The sequence below is a fragment of the Streptococcus oralis subsp. oralis genome (assembly GCF_002096455.1).
GTDB classification, from domain to species: Bacteria; Bacillota; Bacilli; order Lactobacillales; family Streptococcaceae; genus Streptococcus; species Streptococcus oralis_CY.
In genome coordinates this window covers 348872-370242 of sequence record NZ_NCUL01000007.1, presented here as the reverse complement: position 1 = coordinate 370242, position 21371 = coordinate 348872, and the positions used below count along the sequence as shown (strand labels likewise).

19 protein-coding genes are annotated in these 21371 nt (G+C 44.2%); 2 read left to right on the top strand and 17 right to left on the bottom strand.

Annotated elements, in window-relative coordinates; all coding sequences use genetic code 11:
- Position 1 precedes the first annotated feature (1 nt).
- The 14 genes from B7720_RS04235 to treP form a co-directional block, all read right to left on the bottom strand.
- The gene (locus B7720_RS04235; RefSeq protein ID WP_000390584.1) at positions 2–298 is read right to left on the bottom strand and encodes a bacteriocin immunity family protein; all 297 of its coding nucleotides are present in this window, start codon (positions 296–298) and stop codon (positions 2–4) included.
- Between the two features lie 21 nt (positions 299–319).
- Entirely contained in the window at positions 320–1384 is a 1065-nt protein-coding gene (gene pepA / locus B7720_RS04230; RefSeq protein ID WP_084856691.1) for a glutamyl aminopeptidase, read from the bottom strand.
- Positions 1385–1501: 117 nt separating this feature from the next.
- Complete coding sequence (yidD, locus tag B7720_RS04225; RefSeq protein ID WP_084856689.1) at positions 1502–1738, bottom strand: membrane protein insertion efficiency factor YidD; 237 nt, start codon at positions 1736–1738, stop codon at positions 1502–1504.
- The gene (locus B7720_RS04220) at positions 1738–2460 is read right to left on the bottom strand and encodes a pseudouridine synthase (protein ID WP_001222211.1); all 723 of its coding nucleotides are present in this window, start codon (positions 2458–2460) and stop codon (positions 1738–1740) included. The genes yidD and B7720_RS04220 overlap by 1 nt, the downstream gene beginning before the upstream one ends.
- Positions 2447–3016: an SMC-Scp complex subunit ScpB gene (gene scpB / locus B7720_RS04215; protein ID WP_084856686.1), complete on the bottom strand. Its 570-nt coding sequence runs from the start codon at positions 3014–3016 to the stop codon at positions 2447–2449. Before scpB ends, B7720_RS04220 begins: the two co-directional genes overlap by 14 nt.
- A gap of 18 nt (positions 3017–3034) precedes the next feature.
- Positions 3035–3763: a segregation/condensation protein A gene (locus B7720_RS04210; RefSeq protein ID WP_084856683.1), complete on the bottom strand. Its 729-nt coding sequence runs from the start codon at positions 3761–3763 to the stop codon at positions 3035–3037.
- Positions 3763–4497 carry a site-specific tyrosine recombinase XerD gene (gene xerD / locus B7720_RS04205; protein ID WP_338108472.1) on the bottom strand — a complete coding sequence of 245 codons (735 nt, stop codon included), beginning with the start codon at positions 4495–4497 and terminating at the stop codon, positions 3763–3765. Before xerD ends, B7720_RS04210 begins: the two co-directional genes overlap by 1 nt.
- Positions 4494–4955 carry a cyclic-di-AMP-binding protein CbpB gene (gene cbpB / locus B7720_RS04200; protein ID WP_000560697.1) on the bottom strand — a complete coding sequence of 154 codons (462 nt, stop codon included), beginning with the start codon at positions 4953–4955 and terminating at the stop codon, positions 4494–4496. The genes xerD and cbpB overlap by 4 nt, the downstream gene beginning before the upstream one ends.
- Positions 4952–5473 (bottom strand): metallophosphoesterase, encoded by a 522-nt coding sequence (locus B7720_RS04195; protein WP_001118944.1) that lies wholly within the window; start codon positions 5471–5473, stop codon positions 4952–4954. The genes cbpB and B7720_RS04195 overlap by 4 nt, the downstream gene beginning before the upstream one ends.
- Positions 5449–6420, bottom strand: a complete 972-nt coding sequence (locus B7720_RS04190) for a nucleoside-triphosphate diphosphatase (protein ID WP_084856679.1) — start codon at positions 6418–6420, stop codon at positions 5449–5451. The genes B7720_RS04195 and B7720_RS04190 overlap by 25 nt, the downstream gene beginning before the upstream one ends.
- Positions 6417–7211 carry a glutamate racemase gene (gene racE, locus B7720_RS04185; RefSeq protein ID WP_000370379.1) on the bottom strand — a complete coding sequence of 265 codons (795 nt, stop codon included), beginning with the start codon at positions 7209–7211 and terminating at the stop codon, positions 6417–6419. The genes B7720_RS04190 and racE overlap by 4 nt, the downstream gene beginning before the upstream one ends.
- A gap of 206 nt (positions 7212–7417) precedes the next feature.
- Positions 7418–7663, bottom strand: coding sequence for a YneF family protein (locus B7720_RS04180; protein ID WP_000364986.1), 246 nt, complete (start codon positions 7661–7663; stop codon positions 7418–7420).
- A gap of 145 nt (positions 7664–7808) precedes the next feature.
- A complete protein-coding gene (gene treC, locus B7720_RS04175) occupies positions 7809–9434 on the bottom strand; it encodes an alpha,alpha-phosphotrehalase (RefSeq protein ID WP_070536043.1) in 1626 nt (541 codons plus the stop codon).
- Positions 9435–9497: 63 nt separating this feature from the next.
- Positions 9498–11465 (bottom strand): PTS system trehalose-specific EIIBC component, encoded by a 1968-nt coding sequence (treP, locus tag B7720_RS04170; RefSeq protein ID WP_000514346.1) that lies wholly within the window; start codon positions 11463–11465, stop codon positions 9498–9500.
- 184 nt (positions 11466–11649) lie between these two features.
- Here treP and treR point away from each other — a divergent pair, with 184 nt between their 5' ends.
- Positions 11650–12363: a trehalose operon repressor gene (treR, locus tag B7720_RS04165; protein WP_000760677.1), complete on the top strand. Its 714-nt coding sequence runs from the start codon at positions 11650–11652 to the stop codon at positions 12361–12363.
- 252 nt (positions 12364–12615) lie between these two features.
- The gene (locus tag B7720_RS04160) at positions 12616–17739 is read left to right on the top strand and encodes an SIALI-17 repeat-containing surface protein (RefSeq protein ID WP_084856677.1); all 5124 of its coding nucleotides are present in this window, start codon (positions 12616–12618) and stop codon (positions 17737–17739) included.
- Positions 17740–17808: 69 nt separating this feature from the next.
- Here the strand turns inward: B7720_RS04160 and mraY are convergent, their stop codons facing one another.
- From mraY to ftsL, 3 genes are read right to left on the bottom strand one after another with little or no spacing between them, the layout of a single operon-like run.
- Positions 17809–18789, bottom strand: coding sequence for a phospho-N-acetylmuramoyl-pentapeptide-transferase (gene mraY, locus B7720_RS04155; protein WP_084856675.1), 981 nt, complete (start codon positions 18787–18789; stop codon positions 17809–17811).
- Position 18790: 1 nt separating this feature from the next.
- Positions 18791–21046 carry a penicillin-binding protein PBP2X gene (gene pbp2x, locus B7720_RS04150; protein WP_084856673.1) on the bottom strand — a complete coding sequence of 752 codons (2256 nt, stop codon included), beginning with the start codon at positions 21044–21046 and terminating at the stop codon, positions 18791–18793.
- Between the two features lie 3 nt (positions 21047–21049).
- On the bottom strand, positions 21050–21367 hold the full coding sequence (gene ftsL, locus B7720_RS04145; protein ID WP_000840795.1) for a cell division protein FtsL: 318 nt from the start codon (positions 21365–21367) through the stop codon (positions 21050–21052).
- Between the last annotated feature and the right edge of the window lie 4 nt (positions 21368–21371).

The window sequence follows — 21371 nt, the reverse complement described above, 5'->3', positions numbered from 1 at the left end:
ATCAAAGCATTTTAAATAGCTCTCCAAACATAATAGCAGAAACCGCGGTTCCTCTGTACTTGGCTTCTTCTCTTTTGATAAAGCGAGCCAAGTTGAGCAACTCAGGTGCCGGATGTTTGGGATTGGTGAGCAATTCACGGGTGACCAGTCCTGAGAGACGGACTGCTAGTAACTGCTCATTTGTAGTAGGCAGCCTCTTAGCAGTCTCTAGGAGAGCAGCAACTAAATCGTCACTCAAGCCCTGACGGGCATGATTGTAGAGGTCTTTTATAAGGCTTTCTAGATTTGCTTCTTCCATCCCGATCAACCTCCCTTATGTTTAATAATTTTTAATCAAATCAACCGTTGAACGATCCAATTTTTTCACCAAGGCTTGCAAGAAAGCTTGGGCTTCTAGGAAGTCATCCATCGCGTAGAGGGTTTGGTGAGAGTGGATATAACGTGCACAGACACCGATAGTTGTAGATGGGACACCACCATTTTTCAGATGAGCTGCTCCAGCGTCCGTTCCGCCTTTTCCACAGTAGTATTGGTACTTGATGCCAGCTTCTTCAGCCGTTGTCAAAAGGAAATCCTTCATACCTGGGAGAAGCAAGTGACCTGGATCGTAGAAGCGAATCAAGGTGCCATCTCCAATCTTACCTTGGCCACCGTAGACATCACCAGCAGGTGAACAGTCAACTGCCAGAAAGACTTCTGGATCAAACTTAGTTGTGGAAGTATGAGCGCCACGGAGACCAACTTCTTCTTGGACGTTAGAGCCAAGATAGAGTTCATTTCCGAGTTTTTGACCTGAAAGGGCTTGAGCTAACTCGCTCACCATGAGAACACCGTAGCGATTGTCCCAAGCTTTAGAGATGATATTTTTTTCATTGGCTGTCAAGATAGCAGAACTATCAGGGACAATGGTGTCACCTGGACGGATTCCAAAACTTTCTGCTTCAACCTTATCCGCGAAACCACCATCAAAGATAATATCAGCAATAGCTGGCATGGTTGGTCCACCTGTTCCACGTGTCAAATGTGGAGGGACAGAACCTGAAATCACAGGAATTTCACGACCGTCACGAGTAAAGAGTTTGAAACGTTGGCTGCTGACTACCATTGGATTCCAACCACCGATTTCAACGACACGGAAGGTCCCATCTGGCTTAATTTCGCTGACCATAAAACCAACTTCGTCCATGTGAGAAGCGACCAAAACACGGGGTGCATCGGCAGCTTCTGAATGTTTGATACCAAAAATACCACCCAATCCATCTGTCACCACTTCGTCCACATGCGGTGTCAACTTTTCACGAAGATAAGCACGGACAGGTGCCTCATGACCTGAGATTGCAGGGATTTCTGTTACTTCTTTGATTTTTGAAAATAATGTTGTCATATCAGTTCCTTCTTTCTGTCCTCCATTTTACCACTTTTTATAGGAGAAGGGTAGTGGGAATCATCATTCCAACTTGAAACTGCTTATAAATAAAACGAATCGCCATTGTAATTCGTTTTATTTATGATTTCGTTTGAGTGAAAAGTGGTCTGGGACGGGATCCTTGCCTATTTTCGACCAAGGATGACAACGCAAAATCCGAGCCAAGCCCATCAGAACACCCTTGAAGCCATGTTTTTCAATAGCCTGAATCATGTAGTTGGAACAAGTCGGCTCAAAGCGACAAGAAGGTGGAAAGGCTGGGGAGATAAAACGTTGGTAAAAGCGTACTGGCGCTATTAAGATGCGTTTCATTATTTCTTGGTTACAGCCATAGTGTGTAGTTGGCTGATTTCTTTTTTATTAAGGCGACGGGATTCTCCTGGACGAAGACCTGTCAAGTCTAGGTGTCCAAAACGTGTCCGAGACAACTTATCCACTTGAAGACCGACAGCTTCAAACATCTTTTTAACCTGATGGTTACGTCCTTCATGGATGGTCAACTGTACCACAGAGCGATTTTTAACTGGATCCACTTTGAGAATTTCATAAACAGCTGGCTTGGTTTTCTTGCCATCAATCTCAAGACCGCGGGTCAAGGGGCGGAGATTGTCCTTATTAGCCACACCTTTAACACGCGCGACATAGACCTTGTCAATCTCATTACGGGGGTGAATCATTTCATCTGTAAAGTCCCCATCATTGGTCAAAATCAAGACACCTGATGTATCCCAGTCCAAACGTCCCACAGGGTAAATGCGTTCTTTGACATTAGGCAAGAGATCCACAACAGTCTTGCGGCCCTTATCATCTGTCACACTGGAAATCACTCCGCGTGGTTTATTGAGCAAGTAGTAGACCTTTTCTTCGTTGTAGATAGGCTGGCCTTCAACTTCAACCTTATCACCAGCCTTGATAGTCGTTGCGAGTTCACGTACCACTTGGCCGTTGACGGTTACCAAGCCTTGCTTGATCAACTCTTCTGCTTTTCTCCTACTGGCCACACCTGCGTGGGCAATATATTTATTGATTCTCATCTTCTTCTATCCTTTCACCAAATAATTGGCTTTCTTGAGCTTGAATCTCAAGCTCATCAATCACTGGTAATTCTTCCAAATGGTTAATTCCCATGTAATCTAGGAAATAATCCGTAGTCACATAGAGGTTGGGGCGCCCCAACACTTCTTTTTTCCCGTCTTCTTTAATCAAGTCAAAAGCCTGCAACTTTGCCAAGGCTCCACTCGAGTTGACCCCACGAATAGCATCAATCTCAATTCGGGTAACCGGCTGCTTGTAGGCAATGATGGACAAGGTTTCAAGGGCAGCCCGAGACAAACTTTGGTTGATGGGTGCCTTGGAGTATTCCTTCAAAATCGCTGCAAATTGAGGCTTGGTGACCAATCTGTATGCACCACCTGTCTCGATCAGGGACAAGCTCGAATCTTGGTCTTTTTCATACTTCTGGGCTAATTTTTCTAAACTCTGTTGGATGCCTGTCGGGGGAAGTGAGAGGAGTTCAGCCAACTGACGAACCCGAATCCCATCTTCACCTGCTACAAATAAGAGCGCTTCTATTTCTGCTAAAGTACTCATCTTTCCTCTCTATCAAGTCTAGCTTTGTGCCTCTTGACTTTCTTCCTTCTTTTCCATGAGATAGATATCTCCGAAACTCTCCTCTTGCACGAGGATCAATTCCTGAGTTTTGATTAACTCTAGGGTTGCCAAAAAGAGGGTAATAACCTCTTGAACATTCTGGGCTTCCTTGAACAAATCCTGTAAGCGCAACTGGTCTTGTCCAGTCAAGGACTCTTTTACGATGACCATCATGTCCTCAATCTTATACTCATCCCGCAAGATGGTCGTGTGATTCTGTGCGAATTCCTCTTTTTTCTTGGCTAGGATATTTGAAAAAGCCAAAAAGAGGTCAATAGTCGTCCTATCATGCACAAGCTCCGCATCTTCGTAGATCAACTCTGTCGGCGCTTTGGAATAGTACTGGGCCCGATCTTGGTGCTTGGCCTCCAAGTGCTCACCCAAGAGTTTGAACTTGCGGTATTCTTCGATTTGGGAGAGAAGGTCCTGCTCCAGGTCATCCTCTAAGTCTGTCACTTCTGCTACCTTTGGCAAGAGCTTGCGACTCTTGATCAGCATCAACTGACTAGCCATGACCATGTACTCACCCGTCACTTCCAGACGCATGGCCTGCAGGGTTGAGATATAGGCTAGATACTGTTCGATAACTTCCGTAATGGGCACATCGTAGATATCCATCTGATATTTGGAAACCAAGTGCAAGAGCAAGTCCAGGGGCCCTTCAAAATCTTTTAATTTAATATCCATTATCTATATTTTTCTAAGGTCAGAACTGTTTTTAATCCTAGTTTTTTTGCAATTTCGTACAAATCGACCTTGTTTTCTATCTGTCTTAGAATGAACTGTTCCCGTAGGGCTTGGGCTGATAGTTCTGGGAAACCTTTCTCCTTGACAAAGGACTCCAGCTGACGAAAGGCCCACTGACGAGAATAGGCTTTCCCTCCCCTTTCAAAGAGATAGGTCTGCCCCATTAAGGGTTCTAGCTCTGGAATCAAGGTCGTAGGTATGGTGACAATCCTCTGTTGGGAAGCCTTGCTGATTCTCAACACTTGAAAATCCAGATTGATATCTGCAACCTTGAGGGCTAAAATCTCACTTGGCAAGAGCCCTATTTCCAAGATAAGAAGCGCCAGCAAGCGTCCTTCTGGATAATTACTTTCCTGCCAAAAAGAGTCTAGATCTAGAATCTCTGGCTTTTCAGTCTTCTTTTCAGCTTGTTTGGCTAATTCCAGACGGTAAAAACTGTCCACTTCTCCTTTTCGATAGAGAAAGTAGAGAAATTGGTTGCAGGCCGAAAGTTTTCGCTTCTGGGCGCTAATTTTTAGATTGGCTAGCTGGCCTTGGTAAATCTTGAGACTAGTCTCAGAGATCCGCTCCCCTACCATGTCTAAAAATTGCTCCAGATCATACCTGTAAGACTGCTTGGAATTGGCAGACAAATCCTGCTTTCCCTCTAAAAAGGCTGAAATGCTATCTCTCATTTGCATCGAATCTCATATTCCTTACTAAAGTCATGCAAGAGGGCATTAACTGCCTTGAGGATGGACTTGCGCGTGATGATTCCTTGGAAAATTCCTTCACCATCTACGACTGGCAAGAAAGGTTCATCTACCAGTTTATGGAGGACTTCAGTGATATTATAGTCTGGAGCGACGACTGCCACATCTGTCTTGGTCATATTGACGATATCTGTCGTTGCCATCTGCTCATCCGTCAAACCTTGCTCCATTTGATAAGCCAAAATGTCTCTCAGACCAATAGTACCGACAAAGCGTTTGTCAAAGGTCACAACAGGGATACGGGTATAGGTAATTTGACTCAACACTAAAATCGCATGGTCAGCGTTATGGGTATCGATCAAGGCTGCTAGATTCTCAGCAGGGGTAAGAAATGTCTCTTCCTGCTCCAATAAAAATGCTTCAAATTCTTTGGCAATCATCGAGCAAACTCCTTGGACAAGCCTGGATAAACCTCATGGTCACGTGTCAAAAAGTCTACTTTAAAATAGCTGTCATCAATCTCCACACGGGCATAGAGGCATTCTCTGATGGTTCCTCTTGGTTGGCTGATGGAGCCTGGATTTAAAAAGAGTGTTTTGCCTTCCATCCAAGCATTTGGCACATGCAAGTGACCATAGAGACAGATGTCCGCTTCTTCTTCCTGAGCCCAGTAGTCCAACTTTTGAAAGTTGAAATTGATGTCAAACAAGTGCCCATGCGTCTGGATGATCTTGGTTGGACCAAGTTGAGTTACCAAACGTTCTGGGTAGCCAGCATAAAAGTCCATATTTCCTTTGACGACATGGATACCTTCCCATAGCGGAGAGTCTGGACGGAGTTCAGAGTCACCATCGTGAAAAATGGCATCAACTTTCCCCAGATAGCGATCACGGATTTCTTCCACAATCAAGCTATCGCCATGGGAGTCACTCATTACAATGATGGTTTGCTTTGCCATGATGGAAATACCTCCAAAAGTTTATTAACGGCTAGGGCGCGGTGGGATTGACTATTTTTTTCTTCCAGGGTTAATTCAGCTGAGGATTTGCCTGTCTCTCCTACAAGGAAGAGAGGATCGTAGCCAAAGCCATTTTCACCCTTGGGTTCAAAATTGATATAGCCTGGCCAGTCAGCTTCAACAACCAAGCTTTCCTTGTTTGGACTGGCTACAACTAGGGTCGTATGGAACTGAGCCGAACGGTCCTTGAGATCAAAGACCATGGCCAATTCGTGCAAGAGTTTGGCATTGTTTTCTCGGTCAGTAGCTCCCACACCTGCGAAACGGGCTGACCAGACTCCTGGCAAGCCACCTAGGACATCGACTTTGAGACCTGAGTCATCTGCTAGAACCATCTTGCCTGTTAATTGGGAAATGGTTTCTGCCTTGAGACGGGCATTTTCTTCAAAGGTCATACCTGTTTCAGCTACTTCAGGCAGATCTGGATAGTCATTGAGATTTTCCACATCGTAGCCTAACTTGTCAAAGATAGCTCGGAATTCCTTGGTCTTGCCTTCGTTACGAGTAGCAATGAGCAGAGTTTCTCTAACCTTGCTAGTTTCAAAGAAGGCTTCTACATCGACTCCTTCTTTAGGCAATTCTACATGCAGGAGTTGCTCATTTTCAACCAAGAGCAGAGCCCCCTGACGTTGGATGACTTCCAAGTTACGTCCTGCTTCTGCATTTAAAATCTCGACGATAAAGGAGAGCAAACGAAAGTTAGAAGACCAGCGCATCACCGTTATCGTAATCGGGAAGCCATTTTCTTCGTCACGAAAAATCCGCGCTAAATCCATAAAATCAAGCTCAAGCGGATCTTTGATAAGGCTATAGATGCCTCCATAGACATCCCAGACACCGACATACCAGTCCTGGTCATCCTTGTATTCATAAATTTTGTTTGTCATAAAGTTACATGCTCCACATGAATCTCTTTCTCCAGCCATTCTGCTCCTATTTGGGCAAAACTTTGGCTATTGGCTGTTGTGTAAAAACGATGTTGAAGAGGTCCCGCATCTCGGCTACGATTTATTTCAAAATAATTGAGTAAGACTGAGATATCCCGTACACACTCTGCCCCACTATCGATGAGCTGAACCTTAGGCCCCATGACATTTTGGATGATAGGGCGAAGGAGTGGGTAATGGGTACAGCCCAAAATCAGGCTATCCACCTTGCCGACCAAGGGACGCAGGGTTTCATAAACCACTTTCTTGGTAACACTGGTTGACAGGGCACCAGACTCCACCAAGGGGGCAAACTTGGGACAGGCCAAACTTTCCACCTGTAAGTCTGGATCCAAATCATGGATTTTTTGACGATAGATGTCTGATTGGACCGTCATAGGCGTTCCAATGACTCCGATTTTCCCACCTTGACTGGACTTGATAGCTGCCGAAGCTCCTGGCAAAATCACACCTAGGACAGGAATATCTAGTTGGGCCTTGATTTCTTCCCAGACGACCGCAGTCGCAGTGTTACAAGCAATGACAATCATTTTGACATCCTTGGTCAAGAGAAAGTTGACCAACTGCCAAGTATATTCACGGATTTGCTCAGCAGGACGGGGACCATAGGGCGCCCGTGCCGAATCTCCAATATAGACGATTTCTTCATGGGGAAGCTGGCGCATGAGCTCACGTACAACAGTCAAGCCCCCGACACCCGAATCCAAAAAACCAATTGGTCGATTATCCATACAGTCTTCTTTCTAGTCTTCTTTTCTGATTGATAGTTCATCATAATTACTCGTCCTAAATGAACGGATAGACAGCTTGATATAATGGCAACTGCCTCTCTATTAATCATAATCAAATATCAATAGAATGCAAGGAAAAAGTCTTATCCTTGAGAACTATTGAACATAGTGAGAAGTCTGGAACTTTCATCCCAGACTTTTCCTATTTATTTCTTTTTATTGTTAGCAAGAGCTGCTTTTTGTTGGCGGATGATTTGGTGGTAAACTTGTTGTACCTTGGCTTCGCTTGGTTTTTGACCATTTGCACTCAAGAGAGCACGAACTGCCTCAGCGTTCAAACGTGGGTTGTCCGCAAATTCTTTTTCGATTTGCTTACGAACCAAGTACATCCCTCCAAGAGCTCCCCCTAGAAAAGCTAGCACAATCAAGACAATTGCTAAAAGTAAATCCATTCTTTTTCTCCTGTTTCTTTTTGAGTCTTCTATATTATACCATAAAGTGACTTTCCTGACTAGTTTGTTTTACGCTTTCAAGAAGGGCAATAGGCGACAAAAAAAGGAGCCCTGCATTTCAATGAAAGAGAGCTCCTTGCTGCGTTTAATTTACATAAATAGCCAGTGTTTGATACGGTTTGAGCAGAATTTTTTCTGATACTTCTACATCTTCATAGTTTGAAATCAGAATCTGTCCATTTTGGTAGACCACTGGCAAGTCGATTTCCACTTCTGTGGCATAAAAGTTATTGAGCACCAATAACTTTTCATCCTCATACTGACGTTCAAAGGCATAGACTTGCTTACTATCTTCAAAGGCTGGTTTGTAGCTTCCTTCTGAAATGATCGGCATTTCCTTACGAAGTCGAATCAAGTCTTGGTAGAAGATGAAAATTGGGCCTTGGATGTCATTTTCTACGTTGATATCTTTATAGGATTTACCAGCTTTCAACCATGGAGTGCCTGTTGAAAATCCTGCATTTTCTGAAGCATCCCACTGCATGGGAATGCGTGAATTATCTCGTGACTTGACCTGAATAATCTGGAAGGCTTCTTGCTCACTTTTCCCTTCTTTTAAGAGCATCTGATAAGCATTGATGGACTCGACATCCACATAGTCAGCCATGGAATCATAGTCTGGGTCAATCATTCCGATTTCCTCGCCCATGTAGATATAAGGTGTCCCACGTGACAGGTGAATGCTGGCAGCCAGCATAGTCGCCCCTTCATTGCGGAAATGTTGAATATCGACAAAACGATTCAAAGCTCGTGGTTGGTCGTGATTGTTCCAAAAGAGGGCGCTCCAGCCGTTTTTATCACTCATTTCCTTGCCCCAGCTATGGTAAAGACTTTTCAACTCTTCAAAGTCAAAGGGAGCTAAAGTCCACTTCTGTCCGTCCTTGTAGTCCACCTTGAGATGATGGAAATTAAAGGTCATGGATAATTCTTGACGGTCAGGTGACGAATAGAGGACACAGTTTTCCATGGTGGTCGAGGACATTTCCCCAACTGTCATAAAGCTATCGTCAGATCCAAAAGTAGCTTGGTTCATCATACGCAAATAGTCATGAACAATGGGCTTGTCTGTGTAAGCTGGCTTGCCTTCATTTTCTGGGCAATCCACTAAGACCTCATCCTTGCCGATCAAATTGATCACATCAAATCGGAAACCCTTGACACCCTTGTCCCGCCAGAAGTTGACCACTTTGAACAACTCTTTGCGGACATTGGGATTGCGCCAGTTAAGATCTGCCTGAGTCTCATCAAAGAGGTGGAGATAATATTTCCCTGTCTCCCCGAAAGGTGCCCAAGCAGAGCCACCAAACTTAGAAATCCAGTCTGTCGGTTGATCTTGGATGAAGAAAAAGTCTTGGTAATACTTATCACCGGCCAGGGCTTTCTGAAACCATTCATGCTCGGTCGAACAATGATTGAGCACCATATCTAACATAAAGTCAATCTTGTGCTCTTTACCAACACGCACCATCTCTTCAAAATCAGCCATATCACCAAAAAGGGGATCCACAGCCATATAATCTGAAATATCATAACCATTATCCCGCTGAGGACTTGGATAGAATGGATTGAGCCAGACCATATCCACACCTAGCTTGGCTAAATAGGGGATTTTTTCGATAATCCCACGGAAATCTCCAATGCCATTTCCAGTGGTGTCTTTGTATGATTTTGGATAGATTTGATAGACTACTTTTCTTTTATCAAGTGCCATCTGTTTCTCCTTTTCCGATAAAAGGGAGGAACCTGTGTTCCTTCCCTATTTGTGCTATTTTAATTAGATCCGTGTTGCAAGCATGAGCGGTTGACCAGCTTGAATGATCGTCGGATAAGTTCCAGTGATAGTCGCTGTATAAGCATCTTGGTTGGTGATGATAACAGGAGTTTCTGTTACGAGACCCGCAGCCTTAATGACATCCATATCAAAACGAATCAATTTCTGACCTACTGTGACATGGTCTCCTTGGGCTACAAGACTTTCAAATCCTTTGCCATCAAGACCTACTGTATCCATACCGATGTGGATGAGTAATTCCACTCCCTCATCAGAGACAATACCGATGGCATGCTTGGTAGGGAAAAGAACCGTCACTGTCCCATTGACTGGAGAAGTTAACTCACCTTGGCTTGGTTCAATAACCAAACCTTGTCCCATGACACCTGATGCAAAAACAGGGTCCGTCGCTTGACTCAATTCTTTCACTCGACCAGCAAGTGGGCTGACAATTTCTACTGGAGCATGGGTTACTGGCTCGTGAGTCACAAATTCTGCTTCTTCTTGGGCAACGAATTCTGCCTGCAAGGCTGTATCGTCCTCTGTTTTTGTAAAGAAGCCTGCCTTACGGAAGAAGAAAGTCAAGAGCATTGGTACAACAATAGCAACTAGCATGGTTCCTGCAAACGGCAGCATGTATTGAGGTTGAATAGAGAGGATACCTGGCAAACCACCGATACCAATAGAAGCCGCAGTTACATTGAAAGTAACGGACAACATCCCTGCAAGGGCTGAACCAATCATCCCAGCTACAAATGGATAGATGTATTTGACATTGACCCCAAAGAGGGCTGGTTCTGTAACACCGAGATAGGCTGAAATGGTTGCAGGAAGTGAAATCTGAGCCTCACGCTCATCATGACGATGCATGAAATAATAGGCAAATACGGCTGAACCTTGGGCAATATTAGAAAGAGCAATCATTGGCCAAAGGGCAGTTCCGCCAGCATCCGCAATCAATTGTGTATCGATGGCATTGGTCATATGATGCAAACCAGTGATGACAAATGGAGCGTAGAGGGCACCAAAAATCGCACCGAAGAGCCATTTAACTGGACCCGTCAAACCTGCCAAGACAACTGCAGAGAGTCCTTGCCCAATTGTCCAACCGATTGGTCCCAAGACAGTATGAGCCAAAATCAAGGCCGGAATCAATGACAAGAAAGGTACAAAAATCATGGAAATGACTTCTGGGATATGCTTACGCCAGAAAATTTCCAAATATGCCAAACTCAATCCTGCTAATAAAGCTGGAATAACTTGGGCTTGATAACCGATACGATTAACAGTAAAGTAGCCAAAATTCCATACCCAGTTGGCTGCGATTTCTGATGCAGGTGTTGAAGCTACTGCATAGGCATTGAGCAACTGAGGTGAAACCAAACAGATCCCGAGAACAATTCCCAAGATTTGGCTGGTTCCCATCTTACGAGAGACAGACCAGGTAATCCCTACTGGCAAGAACTGGAAGATCGCTTCACCAGGCAACCAGAGGAAGTGATTAACCCCTGCCCAAAACTGAGAGGATTCTGTGATGGTCTTACCATCCAACATCGACCAATGCACACCTTCAAGAACATTACGGAAACCGAGGATCAACCCTCCGACAATCAGGGCTGGAATAATCGGTGTAAAGATTTCCGCCAGAGTGGTCATAACACGTTGGACCACGTTTTGATTGCTCTTAGCTGCGGACTTGGCTGCTTCTTTGGAAACACCCTCAATGCCTGAAACAGCTGTAAAATCATTATAAAAAATCGGCACGTCATTCCCAATAATCACCTGAAATTGACCCGCATTTGTAAAGGTCCCTTTGACGGCTGGAATCGACTCGATGACCTTGACATTGGCCTTCTTTTCGTCTCCGAGAACAAAGCGCATCCGTGTCGCACAGTGGGTGACGGCAGTAACATTCTCCTTACCTCCAATCGCTTGAAGCAGATCTTTGGCTTCTTGTTCAAATTTTCCCATTTGATTCTCCTTATATTTGTCAAAGCAAGCTTGACTTGATAGCTCTATTGTAAACGATACCAAACTTGTATGCAACTTGTTTGTGATAAAAAGAGGATATTTTTGGATATTTTCTAGCACTTGTATGGTAAAATAGATACAAGTGTGTATAGAATAAGATTCAAAACTCATTTAAGGAAGCAATATGAAGAAATACCAACAACTATTTAAGCAAATCCAAAAAACCATTCAAAACGAGACTTACGCTGTCGGAGATTTCCTCCCCAGTGAGCACGACCTCATGAATCAGTATCAGGTGAGCCGTGACACCGTCCGAAAAGCTCTGTCCCTCCTCCAAGAGGAAGGATTGATCAAAAAGATAAGGGGGCAAGGTTCCCAAGTCGTCAAAGAAGAAACGGTCAATTTCCCTGTCTCCAACCTAACCAGCTACCAAGAACTGGTCCAGGAACTTGGACTTCGCTCTAAGACTAATGTCGTCAGCCTGGACAAGATCATTATCGATAAAAAATCCTCACTGATAACCGGCTTTCCAGAGTTTCGGATGGTTTGGAAGGTAGTCCGCCAGCGTGTGGTGGATGATCTGGTATCGGTTCTGGATACGGACTATCTGGATATGGAACTGGTCCCAAATCTCACTCGCCAAATCGCTGAGCAGTCTATCTACTCGTATATAGAGGACAACCTCAAACTCCTTATTGATTATGCTCAGAAAGAAATCACCATTGACCACACTAGCGATCGAGACAAGATTCTCATGGACATTGGCAAAGACCCTTATGTCGTTTCCATCAAGTCAAAAGTCTATCTCCAAGACGGGCGCCAGTTTCAATTCACCGAAAGTCGCCATAAATTAGAAAAATTTCACTTTGTTGACTTTGCCAAAAGACATCCGAAATAAACACTTACAGTTGGGGATACTCTCAACTGTTTTTTGTAGTAAACGATCTAGTTGATAGTTGGAAAAGAGGGACTGCTTGCTACTTATTCTACTATTTTAAGAAAAAACAACAGCAAATATGTATCTTGCTAAAAAGTTCTTGACAAATGCTAAGCGACCATTAGAATGGGAGGTGAGGAGATAAATAGAAACAAAATAAACGAAACTGCTTCATAAAATGTAAGCGGTTTCGAACAAACAAAGGAGGGTTTTATGAAAAAACACTTTTGGGAGAAATCCTGTCGCTATAGCATCCGAAAGCTGACGGTTGGGACTGCTTCTGTTTTACTGGGGGCCGTTTTTCTAGTCAACCACACTGTAGCCGCAGACAGTGTTGAGGTTAGGCAAACTGAACCAACCTCTGTCGAAGCTATCACTAAGCCTGATAGTGAGCCCAAAGCAGCTGAAGCGACTGAAACTACAAAACCGTCTCTAGCCGAGAGTCCAGTAGTTTCCGAAAGCAAGCCAGCTGTGGAGACTCAGACAACAAATAGTCAAGCTAGTGAAGAAGCCATTGTAGAAGCTAAAGAAAATAAGGAACCTGAAAAAACAGATCAGCCGGTGACAAAGCAAGAAAACTATCAACTCAACTACGATCAACCAACAGCTCCCTCCTATGATGGATGGGAAAAACAAGCCCTTCCTGTCGGAAATGGAGATATGGGAGCCAAGGTTTTCGGTCTCATTGGGGAAGAGAGAATCCAGTACAACGAAAAGACCCTCTGGTCAGGAGGGCCACAACCTGATAGCACCGACTATAACGGAGGAAACTACAAGGATCGCTACAAGGTTTTAGCAGAGATACGTAAAGCCCTCGAAGCTGGAGATCGCCAAAAAGCAAAACAGCTAGCCGAACAAAATCTAGTTGGACCAAACAATGCCCAGTATGGACGTTACCTAGCCTTTGGAGATATCTTTATGGTCTTTAATAACCAGAAGAAAGGACTAGATACTGTAACTGATTATCATCGCGGTTTGGATATCACAGAAGCCACTACGACCACTTCTTACACCCAAGATGGGACGACCTTCAAACGCGAAACCTTCTCCAGCTATCCTGATGATGTCACTGTGACCCACTTGACCAAAAAAGGAAACAAGACACTTGACTTTACCCTTTGGAACAGCTTGACGGAAGACTTGCTTGCTAATGGCAACTACTCTTGGGAATATTCCAACTATAAGAATGGTCATGTCACTACAGATGCAAACGGAATCCTTCTAAAGGGAACTGTCAAAGATAACGGCCTCAAATTTGCATCCTATCTAGGAATTAAAACGGACGGAAAGGTGACTGTTCAGGACGAAACTCTGACCGTTACAGGCGCAAGTTATGCGACCCTCTATCTCAGTGCCAAGACTAACTTTGCTCAGAATCCAAAAACCAACTATCGAAAAGACATTGACCTCGAAAAAACAGTTAAAGGTATTGTCGAAGCAGCTAAGGCCAAAGACTACGAGACACTGAAAAAGGCCCATATCAAGGACTATCAAAGTCTCTTTAACCGCGTCAAACTAAATCTAGGCGGAACCAAGACTACTCAAACGACTAAAGAGGCCCTTCAAGGCTATAACCCAGAAAAAGGGCAAAAATTGGAAGAACTCTTCTTCCAATACGGCCGATATCTACTCATCAGTTCGTCGCGTAATCGGACAGATGCCCTTCCTGCCAACCTCCAAGGAGTCTGGAATGCCGTAGACAATCCACCTTGGAACGCTGACTACCACCTCAATGTCAATTTGCAAATGAACTATTGGCCCGCCTACATGAGCAACCTTGCTGAAACAGCCAAGCCAATGATCAATTACATTGACGATATGCGTTACTATGGCCGTATCGCTGCTAAGGAATACGCTGGTATCGCATCCAAAGATGGACAAGAAAATGGTTGGCTGGTCCACACCCAGGCAACACCATTTGGCTGGACTACTCCTGGTTGGAATTACTATTGGGGTTGGTCGCCAGCCGCTAATGCCTGGATGATGCAGAACGTCTATGACTACTATAAATTCACCAAGGATGAGACCTATCTCAAAGAAAAGATCTATCCTATGTTGAAGGAAACCGCTAAGTTCTGGAACTCCTTCTTGCACTATGACCAGGCCAGTGACCGTTGGGTGTCTTCTCCATCCTACTCACCTGAACACGGGACCATTACCATCGGAAATACCTTTGACCAATCGCTAGTCTGGCAGCTATTCCACGACTACATGGAAGTCGCCAACCATCTGAATGTCGACCAAGACTTAGTCACAGAGGTCAAGGCTAAATTTGACAAACTCAAACCACTTCATATCAATAAAGAAGGACGTATCAAGGAATGGTACGAAGAAGACAGTCCGCAATTCACCAATGAAGGGATTGAAAATCACCACCGCCACGTTTCCCATCTAGTTGGTCTCTTCCCAGGTACGCTCTTTAGCAAGGACCAGGCTGAATACCTAGAGGCTGCGCGTGCTACCTTGAATCACCGTGGAGATGGGGGGACTGGTTGGTCTAAGGCCAATAAAATCAACCTCTGGGCTCGTCTGCTGGACGGTAACCGTGCCCATCGCTTACTCGCTGAACAGCTCAAGTACTCAACTCTAGAAAACCTTTGGGATACCCACGCGCCTTTCCAAATCGACGGAAACTTTGGAGCGACCAGTGGGATGGCAGAAATGCTTCTCCAATCACACACTGGCTATATTGCACCATTGCCAGCCCTTCCAGATGCATGGAAAGACGGTCAAGTTTCTGGCTTGGTTGCCCGTGGTAACTTTGAAGTCAGCATGAAGTGGAAAGATAAAAACCTGCAAAGCTTGTCCTTCCTTTCAAATGTCGGTGGAGACCTGGTTGTAGATTATCCAAATATCGAAGCTAGCCAAATCAAGGTCAATGGCAAACCAGTCAAAGCAACGATTCTTAAAAACAATCGCATCCAACTAGCAACACAAAAAGGTGACGTCATTACCTTTGAACACTTCCCTGGTCGTGTAACCAGTCTGACAGCAGTTCGACAAAATGGAGTCACTGCCGAACTTACCTTTAACCAAGTAGAAGGCGCTACCCACTATGTCATCCAAAGACAAGTGAAAGACGAAACTGGCCAAACTTCTGCGACCAGAGAATTTGTAACCAATCAAACCCACTTTATCGACCGATCACTCAATCCTCAACATTCCTATACCTATACTGTCAAGGCTATGCTGGGCGAGCTTGCCACACAAGTTTCTGAACAGGCCACTGTCGAAACCTATAGCGAGTTGATGGACGACCGAGATAGCCGTATCCAGTACGGAGTTGCCTTTGGAAATTGGGCAGACGCAGAATTATTTGGAGGAACAGAGAAATTTGCTGACCTTTCAAAAGGAGACTACACAGACGAAGACCTCACTGCCACCATTCCTTTCACTGGTGTTGGTATCGAAATCTATGGACTGAAATCGTCTGAACTAGGTCTTGCCACTGCTAAAATTGATGGCAAAGAGGTCGGCGAACTTGATTTCCATACTGCTGGGGCAACTGAAAAAGGTAGTCTCATCGGTCGCTTCTCAGGATTATCTGACGGACCTCACACATTGACTCTTAGTGTTAAACGTGAGCACAAAGGACGTGGTAGTGAGCGCTCGAAAATTTCATTAGACTACTTCAAGATCCTAGCAGGAACAGGCAATACGATTGAAAAAATAGATGATCGCGATTCGCGCATCCAGTATGGTGCCCAGTTTAAGGACTGGTCTGACCCTGAACTCTACGGAGGTACGGAAAAATACGCTGATATTAACAACAGCGACTCTAGTGCAGCTTCAGAAGCTCAGGCAACTATTTCCTTTACAGGGACGGGTATTCGTATCTTTGGCTTGAAGAGCCTCGCTCTTGGACGAGCACGTGTTACACTAGATGGCAAAGAAATGCCAAGTCTAGACTTCTACACTTCAGGTGCAACTGAAAAGAGAGCTTTTATTGGTGAATTTACAAACCTTACTGACGGTCCGCATACCCTGACATTACAAGTTGATCCAGATTCGCCAGAAGGTCGCAAGAAAATCTCTCTAGACTCCTTTGATATCATCAAAGCTCCTGCTGTTGGTATAGATAGCCCGAGCATTGCGCCTCTTAAGGAAAATGACAAAACCATTTCCTTAAGCCTACCAGCTGGAGATTGGGAAGCCATCGCAGTGACCTTCCCAGGAGTCAAAGATCCTCTAGTTTTGCGTAAGGTGGATGAAACGCATCTGGTTACCAGTGGGGATCAGACTATCCTATCAATCCAAGACAATCAAGTTCAAATCCCAATCCCTGACGAAACCAATCGCAAAGCTGGAAATGCCATTGAAGCTTATACCATTCAAGGAAATACCACAAGCAGCCCTATCGTAGCCGTCTTTACTAAAAAGGATGAAAAGAAAGTTGATGAGAAGCAACCAACTACAAGCAAGGGAGAGGAACCAGCTCCTACTGTTGAAATTCCTGAATACACTAAACCTATCGGGACTGCAGGGCAAGAAGTGCCACCCACTGTAGAAAAGCCTGAATACACCGAACCTATCGGAACGGCGGGGCAAGAAGAGTCTCCTACTGTAGAAAAGCCTGAATACACCGAACCTATCGGAACAGCAGGTCAAGAGGAAGCACCTACTGTTGAAAAACCTGAATACACCAAACCTATCGGAACAGCAGGTCAAGAGGAAACTCCTACTGTTGAAAAACCTGAATACACTAAACCTATCGGAACTAGCGGAGATCAGGCCGCTCCAAGCCTTAGCCTTCCTGACTATCCAGTTCAAGTCTTAAAAGATAAGGAGACTGGAGTAGAAATCATCGGTGGAGCCAGCGACTTAGAAGGAATTTCTCACGTTTCTAGCCGACGTGTCCTAGCTCAAGAACTCTTTGGCAAGACCTATGACGCTTACGACCTACAACTTAAAAATCCAACAGATCATAGCGTACAGCCAAAAGGCGCTGTCTTAGTTCGCTTGCCTGTTTCAGCTAGCGTAGAAAACATCTACTACATCACTCCAACCAAGGAGTTGCAAGTCCTTGATTTCACCGTTCGAGACGGAAAGGTAGAATTCATCACTAATCATTTCAGTACCTATGCTGTCGTCTATCAAGCAACTGGAACAAGCTCTAACACAGAGGAAAAACCAAGTACTTCAGATGCAGAAACCTCAGCACACGAGGCTGAACAATTTCCAGCTAGTCCGAGCCTTGCTAAAGCTGGAAATCATTCTCCTAAAGAAGAACTTCCAGCAACAGGAGAAGTGTCCAACCCACTCCTCTTCTTAGCAGGACTCAGCCTAGCCCTTACAGCCACTTTTATGTTAAAAGGGAGAAAGGATGACTCCAACTAACCTTTAAACACACAAAAACAGGATGAAGATCACCTTCATCCTGTTTTATTTTGTCATCAAAAGTTAGTTTTACAGTAGGTATAAAAAGGCTAAGGTCAAGAGACTTGCTAGAAGCCCAACTCCCCAAAAGAAGAAGTCAACCTTCCACTCGCTCCAAGGATTGCCCTTGCCTGAGAATCCTCCAAGCTCGAAATGGTGATGCACAGGTGTCATACGGAAAATACGCTTTCCACCACTAATTTTGAAGTAGGTAACCTGCATCATAACAGAGCTTGTCTCAAAGACATAGATAATCCCAATCAACAAAAGGGTCCATTCTTGGTGGAGGGCCATAGAGATTGCTGCTAGCATCCCACCAAGAGCCAAACTTCCTACATCTCCCATGAAGACCTTGGCAGGTTTGTGGTTAAAGACGAAGAAACCTAGCAAACCACCAATCATGGCAAGAATCACAAGAAGAATATCCAATTGATTTTGCATATAAGCAATCACACCGTAGGCCGATAAGCTAATCACCACGGAAATACTTGCTAAGCCGTCAATCCCGTCTGTCAAGTTTACTGCGTTTGAAAAGCCAACTAGCCAGAAAAGGGCAAAGAAAATATAGAAAATGCCTAGATGAACTTGGTAGCCAAAGACCGAAAGCATGTCGCCACCACGCTCATAAAAGAGGTAGAAAATCACTCCTCCAAGGAGCTGGAGAGCAAGTTTTTGCTTGGGATTTAAGCCTTCGTTAATCTTACGAAAAACCTTGAGGAAATCATCTAAGAAGCCAACCAAACCATACAAAACGAGAATAAAGAGGATCATTCCAACATTGTTGGTTAGTTGATTAGTCAAAAGTGCAAGAACTAAACTAACTAAAACGCTTGTTACGAGGAAGACAATTCCTCCCATTGTCGGCGTCCCAGCTTTTGCCTGGTGCTGTTTAACATCCTCATGCATCTGTTGACCAGTAATCTGTGCTTTACGGTAAAAACGGATAAAAGCTGGAATTCCTACCACTGTAAGAACAAAAGTAAGGATTCCAGGAAAGATAGAAACTAGCATTCTAATCTCCTAAAGTTATTTTTATTTTCTGTATATTTTTTAAAGCTGTATTGGTACGAACACTTTGTTTTTTTACAGTTTCTCCTGTACCTTCAAATTCAACTTCGATATCCAGCCATTTTGCAAAAGTTTCGACATTCTTCTTAGACCAACCATACAAATCAGGCATTTCTTCTACCTTATCAGAAAGGAGTAAGATCTGCTGATTGGCTTCCAAATTATCTCCTTCAGAAACCGAGAGTTCCTTGATCTTGGTTCCTGTTCCGATAACGATTGGTTGGACAAGGTTACGACGCAATTCCTCTGCTAGGTCTCCCGGAGTAAAGTCCTTGGTAGCTGGCATGGCATAGCTTGTCGTCTTGCTGACCTGATCCAAGCTCTTGGCAGTTGACTGAAGATTGAGGGATTCTTTCATAGCAGAAGCTCGCTCAAGGATTGGGTTGGCAAACTCTCCCAGCTGAACACCAGAATAATGCTCTGGCTGTTGCACCGTTACATAGAGGATAAAATCAGGATTTTCTGCAGGATGCATCGACACAACAGAGAAGATATAATTGGTTTCACCTATTAGATATCCCCCATTCTTCTCATCGGCAATCTGAGCAGTTCCTGACTTCAGGGCAACATTCTGTCCCGGAACATTAACAGTTGGTTTTCCTGTACTGTGGTTGTACATGGTACCGTAGACAGGATCTGTCCCGACCATGACCATGTGATCCCGAGTAGAGGAAGCTGCCGCTTTTGACACAGGATTCCCGACTATTTCCTTTTGAGACTTACGAACAGACTGGTCATTTGGATCATAAAGGGCACTGATAAATTTTGGTTCCAACATAACCCCATCGTTGGCAATGGCTGTAAAAGCACGTAGCATCTGGGTCTGCGTTACAGAAATCCCCTGACCAAATGCACTCATGGCAATATTGACAATATTATCTGCAGGCAATTGACCTGTATACTCATCAGTCAGACCAAAACGCGTCGGCACCCCAAATTTAAAGCGGTTTAGATAATCCAACCAAGTAGTATCTCCCATTTTTTGTTCAAGAAGACTCATTCCAACATTACTGGAGTGAGCGAAACCTTGTGAGAAAGTCATCATCCCACCAGTAGTCAAACCATCATTAACATCCCAATCTCGAATCGTCGCATCCGCTATTTTTAATTCACTGCTATTGAAGTATTCTCCACCTGGGAAAGTATTATTATCAATAGATGCTGCTAGCGTCATGACCTTCATGGCTGATCCTGGTTCGTAATTACTTTGATAAAGAATATCACGCCAAACAAAGTCTTTTGTGATGCCATCCTTGGTATCTGCGTTAAAGGTTGGCCGTTGGGTCGTAGCCAGGATTTCCCCTGTTTTAGCGCTGACCAAGGTAGCCGTCATATACTTGCCTTTTACCTTTTCCTGAAAGGCATCCATCTGCGTTTCCATAAAGGATTGCAAGGGACTAGAAAGGGTTGTGTACACATCCTTTCCATCTACCGTTTGTTGAGAAGCTTGATCTGTACCCGGAACAATATTTCCCAGACGATCCTTCTCATAGGTGATGATCCCATCTGTACCCGCCAGAATGTTATTTAAAGAACTCTCCAATCCAGATGTCCCAATCAACCTTTTGGTTCCATCCTCATTTTCATGGAGTTGCGCTAAACCGATAAAGGAAGAAGCAAACTGTCCATTGGGATAACTGCGGTTAGGACTAGTTGTAAAGTCAATCCCCTCAACACCAGCAGTTTTGAGGTCATTTTTAATAGCCATCATATTGGCATAGGTGATCCCATTTCCCTTGGTCCCAAAGGATACCTGTTTTAGATCTGGCTGAGAAAGCTGTTCCTTGACATAAGACTCTTCCATATCTAGGTATTTATGGAAAATCTCAGCTACCTTATTAAATTGAGAATCCTCTACATAGAGAATTTTGCCTGTTGCTGACTTGTAGTTCTTGTCAATAACCGCATATATATTATAAGAAGTCGCATCCTCAGCAATAGGTGTTCCATTACGATCGTAGATGGTTCCCCGTTTGGCTGGGATGGTCTTGGTTGTTTGGTGAACCTTTTTGGCCTCTTGTACCAAATCCTTACCAAATTTACTACCCGTTCCGATAATGACCGCAAAGTTGACCAAAAAGACAGCGAAGAGTATGACAGCCAATAAACTCAGGCTTTTCCCTACTCTTCGGCGATTTTCTTCTGGAGATTTACGGTTACGAACGGCATAACGGATGATTTTTTCTTTCCACTGTTTCATTTCTTACTCCGCTGCTCGGATATTTTCGTTATTCAGCTGCAAATCTTTAGAGTTTGCAATCTCTTTCAAACGTTCTGAACGAATCAATTCATTGACCTCTTGCTTGGCATCATCTAGCTCGGTTTTCTTTTCTTCGATTTGAGCATTGACCTTGGTCAATTCATTCTGAACTTGTAATAGCTTGGTCTGCATAAACACAACGCTAATTGCCAGGATAATCATTGTTGCAGCAATCGAAACATAGAAGGCCTTTTCCACACGTGAAAAACCTTTGAACTTCGTTTGCAATAACTGGCTTGTTTTTTCGATTCTTTCTGCCATGTTT

Excerpts from the sequence above, each read along its gene's own strand:
- B7720_RS04210 (WP_084856683.1), bottom strand. The coding sequence starts at position 3,763 with ATGGATATTAAATTAAAAGATTTTGAAGGGCCCCTGGACTTGCTCTTG.
- pepA (WP_084856691.1), bottom strand. The coding sequence starts at position 1,384 with ATGACAACATTATTTTCAAAAATCAAAGAAGTAACAGAAATCCCTGCA.
- B7720_RS04220 (WP_001222211.1), bottom strand. The coding sequence starts at position 2,460 with ATGAGAATCAATAAATATATTGCCCACGCAGGTGTGGCCAGTAGGAGA.
- treR (WP_000760677.1), top strand. The coding sequence starts at position 11,650 with ATGAAGAAATACCAACAACTATTTAAGCAAATCCAAAAAACCATTCAA.
- ftsL (WP_000840795.1), bottom strand. The coding sequence starts at position 21,367 with ATGGCAGAAAGAATCGAAAAAACAAGCCAGTTATTGCAAACGAAGTTC.
- treP (WP_000514346.1), bottom strand. The coding sequence starts at position 11,465 with ATGGGAAAATTTGAACAAGAAGCCAAAGATCTGCTTCAAGCGATTGGA.
- B7720_RS04160 (WP_084856677.1), top strand. The coding sequence starts at position 12,616 with ATGAAAAAACACTTTTGGGAGAAATCCTGTCGCTATAGCATCCGAAAG.
- B7720_RS04190 (WP_084856679.1), bottom strand. The coding sequence starts at position 6,420 with ATGACAAACAAAATTTATGAATACAAGGATGACCAGGACTGGTATGTC.
- yidD (WP_084856689.1), bottom strand. The coding sequence starts at position 1,738 with ATGAAACGCATCTTAATAGCGCCAGTACGCTTTTACCAACGTTTTATC.
- pbp2x (WP_084856673.1), bottom strand. The coding sequence starts at position 21,046 with ATGAAACAGTGGAAAGAAAAAATCATCCGTTATGCCGTTCGTAACCGT.
- scpB (WP_084856686.1), bottom strand. The coding sequence starts at position 3,016 with ATGAGTACTTTAGCAGAAATAGAAGCGCTCTTATTTGTAGCAGGTGAA.
- racE (WP_000370379.1), bottom strand. The coding sequence starts at position 7,211 with ATGGATAATCGACCAATTGGTTTTTTGGATTCGGGTGTCGGGGGCTTG.
- B7720_RS04195 (WP_001118944.1), bottom strand. The coding sequence starts at position 5,473 with ATGGCAAAGCAAACCATCATTGTAATGAGTGACTCCCATGGCGATAGC.
- B7720_RS04180 (WP_000364986.1), bottom strand. The coding sequence starts at position 7,663 with ATGGATTTACTTTTAGCAATTGTCTTGATTGTGCTAGCTTTTCTAGGG.
- B7720_RS04235 (WP_000390584.1), bottom strand. The coding sequence starts at position 298 with ATGGAAGAAGCAAATCTAGAAAGCCTTATAAAAGACCTCTACAATCAT.
- treC (WP_070536043.1), bottom strand. The coding sequence starts at position 9,434 with ATGGCACTTGATAAAAGAAAAGTAGTCTATCAAATCTATCCAAAATCA.
- xerD (WP_338108472.1), bottom strand. The coding sequence starts at position 4,497 with ATGAGAGATAGCATTTCAGCCTTTTTAGAGGGAAAGCAGGATTTGTCT.
- cbpB (WP_000560697.1), bottom strand. The coding sequence starts at position 4,955 with ATGATTGCCAAAGAATTTGAAGCATTTTTATTGGAGCAGGAAGAGACA.
- mraY (WP_084856675.1), bottom strand. The coding sequence starts at position 18,789 with ATGCTAGTTTCTATCTTTCCTGGAATCCTTACTTTTGTTCTTACAGTG.